Genomic DNA, 2,593 nt, shown 5'->3' with positions numbered 1-2,593 from the left:
TGGAGGAGTCGTTCGAACTCGCTATGGAATTCCTCTCAAACTCATGGAATATATGGACAAATGGAGATTTGCCATGGAAGAAAACCGTCCTCAGACTGGCATTTTGTGCGCCTTTGGCGCACTGCCGGAATGAAGGACTTCGAACCCCGAATCTCGTCTTTCCCTTCAAGGCTTTAGGCGGGATTTCAACCCAAGAATGTGAGGTGGCGCGCCGGGGAGGATTCGAACCTCCGGCCCACAGGCTCGTAGGCTGTGGGCGGGCTGCTCGCCTGCCGAAAATCTCTACTGAAGCGAAGCTGAGCCTATGGCAAGCCTAAGGTCTATCGTATAATAATTAGCTCGTTGTTTCTTGGCTCCGGCGGTAGGATTCGAACCTACGACCAGCGGATTAACAGTCCGATGCTCTACCACTGAGCTACGCCGGATAAGCCATTGATTTCTCTGAACATTTGCTTTTCTCCTAGCGCATGTCCAGCCGCATTCCCACGTTTCTCCTGCTCTCTAGGATGACAACGAGAAAGCGACTGCCTTCTAACTCCGCTCGGGACCGGCTGCAACCCCAAATTTGACGTCTGCGAAGGCCGCGCGCTTGCGGTTCGAGAATACGGACGGGAGTGCTATTCTTCCTTCTAACCGATTGATACGATTCATTGTTTCTCGGGGCTATTCACAAAATTCCGCTACATCTGAGTAATTATGCCTAATGACGGTTATTAATAAGTAATATAACGACGGATATTACGTATAAATATCAGAACATGGAGTGCGTATCGCGGAGTGATATGGAAGTTCATGATAAATATTTTGAAGACGTCCCCAAAATGCCAAGAAACTCCGTTGCGCAGCGGCCCTGGCGCTGAATCCGATCAGCGTGGATCGTAGCCGCATGCGGTGAAGTGGTTCCGGCATTCGGCCGGGGTGAAGAGGTCGACGATCCGGCCGATGGCGGACCAGAGGCCGTGGACGGTTCGCTCGGCGGGCTTTCTGGGCAGGGCCTTCAGCTTCGAGAAGGCATTCTCGATCGGGTTGAAGTCCGGGCTGAAGGGCGGGAGGAACATGAGCCGTGCCTCCGCCGCCTCGATCAGAGCCTTTGTGCACGGACCGTTGTGGCTCGAGAGGTTGTCCATGATCACGTTGCCGCCTGCGCGTCGCTCGGGCACGAGCACACGCCCCACGTAGGTCTCGAATGACCACGCGGTTGATCGAGCCGCTATGCACGAAGGGCGCGATCATGCCCAGTGTCATCAGCCCAGCGGCGAGTGTATCGACCCAGTGAATTTCTGCTCGTGCTACAAGGGGGAACGGGTAGCGATGAGCGAAGCGGTGGCAGAAGAGATCGAGAGGTGGACGGCGAAGCGCAGGAGCGCGCTCGTCATCGAGATCATCCAGGGCAGGACGACGGTCGCGGCGGCGAGCCGGACGTTTGACCTGGCGCCCTCCGGGATCGAGGGCCGGGTCGAGGATGCGCGGAAGGGCATGGAGAACGCCCTCAAGACTAATCCGCTCGATGTTCGCCAGCAATACGAGAAGCAGCTCAGGGACCTGCAGGAGGCCCATGGCGAGGCCATGCTGGAGCTCCGCGCGCGCAAGAAGTTCCAGGCCCTCATGGAGCGGGCGGACGGCAATTGATCCGGACGCTCCATGAGGGCCTGCTCGCCGACGGGGTTGCCATCCCGCTGACCAAACTCTGCGCCTGGTTCGGTGTGCCGCGACGCACGGTCTGCGACAGGCCGGCCAAGGCGCCGCCGAAGGTCGATCCGGCCGTCGCCGAACCGATCAAGGTGCTGATCGAGAAGGAGCCAGCCTTCGGCTGCCGGACGGTCGCCTGGCTGCTCGGCTTCAACAGGAACACGGTGCAGCGGATCTTCCAGATCAGGGGCTGGCAGGTGCGGAAGCGCCCTGTCGGGGCACGGCCGCGCATCGAGACGATGCCCTCGGTCGCCGAGGCTCCGAACGAGCGCTGGTCAACGGATCTCTGCCGCGTCTGGGCAGGCAAGGACCGGCAAGGACCGCTGGGCAACGCTCGCGCTCGTCATGGACTGCCACACGCGCGAGCTCCTCGGCTGGCATCTCTCGAGGAGTGGCAAGGCCTCAACGCCGGTCGCCGCCCTCGAGCAGGCACTCTTCACCCGCTTTGGCACACTTGGCCGCGTGGAGACGCCGTTCCTGCTGCGATCCGACAACGGGCTGGTCTTCACCAGTCGCACCTACACGAAGATGGTCAGGAACTACAGCCTGCGCCATGAGCTCATCACGCCTCACTGTCCGCAGCAGAACGGGATGATGGAGCGCCTCATCAGATCTCTGAAGGAGCAGTGCGTCCACCGCCAGAGGTTCGAGAGCCTCGCGCATGCCAGCCGCGCGATCGGCAACTTCTGTGATCGGGCGGGTCTGGTCAATGGCGATTACGGTCCAGCGCGCAGGTCCGTGCTTCTGTCCGTGGTCGGCACGCCGCCACAAGATGCGAACTGTGGAGGGCGGGAGGCTCCCAATCTGTACCTCGGGCTCATGGCGCAACGGGCAAATCCGAGCTCATCCCATCCGTCGTCCCTGCCCGGGACGTCTCACCGTCACCCGAAGGTGCCGGATCTCG

Annotated in this window: 3 protein-coding genes, 1 tRNA gene and 1 pseudogene; 2 read left to right on the top strand and 3 right to left on the bottom strand. The window is 60.5% G+C overall.

Going from position 1 to position 2,593, the window contains the following annotated elements:
- Positions 1–350 precede the first annotated feature (350 nt).
- Both QSJ97_RS24415 and QSJ97_RS24410 read right to left on the bottom strand, forming a co-directional pair.
- Positions 351–425: transfer RNA gene (locus tag QSJ97_RS24415), tRNA-Asn, on the bottom strand.
- Between the two features lie 441 nt (positions 426–866).
- Positions 867–1,275 (bottom strand): annotated as a pseudogene (locus tag QSJ97_RS24410) (transposase); the annotation flags it as partial.
- A 36-nt stretch (positions 1,276–1,311) separates the two neighbouring features.
- Here QSJ97_RS24410 and QSJ97_RS24405 point away from each other — a divergent pair.
- Positions 1,312–1,629, top strand: a complete 318-nt coding sequence (locus QSJ97_RS24405) for a transposase (RefSeq protein ID WP_285675103.1) — start codon at positions 1,312–1,314, stop codon at positions 1,627–1,629.
- Here QSJ97_RS24405 and QSJ97_RS24400 read toward each other — a convergent pair.
- Positions 1,604–1,921 carry a hypothetical protein gene (locus QSJ97_RS24400; RefSeq protein ID WP_285675102.1) on the bottom strand — a complete coding sequence of 106 codons (318 nt, stop codon included), beginning with the start codon at positions 1,919–1,921 and terminating at the stop codon, positions 1,604–1,606. The genes QSJ97_RS24405 and QSJ97_RS24400 overlap by 26 nt on opposite strands.
- A 113-nt stretch (positions 1,922–2,034) precedes the next feature.
- On the opposite strand from QSJ97_RS24400, the gene QSJ97_RS24395 reads away from it, so the two are divergent.
- Positions 2,035–2,593 (top strand): integrase core domain-containing protein (locus tag QSJ97_RS24395; RefSeq protein ID WP_285675101.1); only part of this gene is annotated, 559 nt, incomplete at its 3' end.

It is taken from the genome of Paralimibaculum aggregatum (assembly GCF_030270585.1).
Lineage (GTDB): Bacteria > Pseudomonadota > Alphaproteobacteria > Rhodobacterales > Rhodobacteraceae > Thermohalobaculum > Thermohalobaculum aggregatum.
The sequence above is the reverse complement of the archived record's forward strand: the minus strand, read 5'-3'. Positions and strand labels throughout refer to the sequence as shown.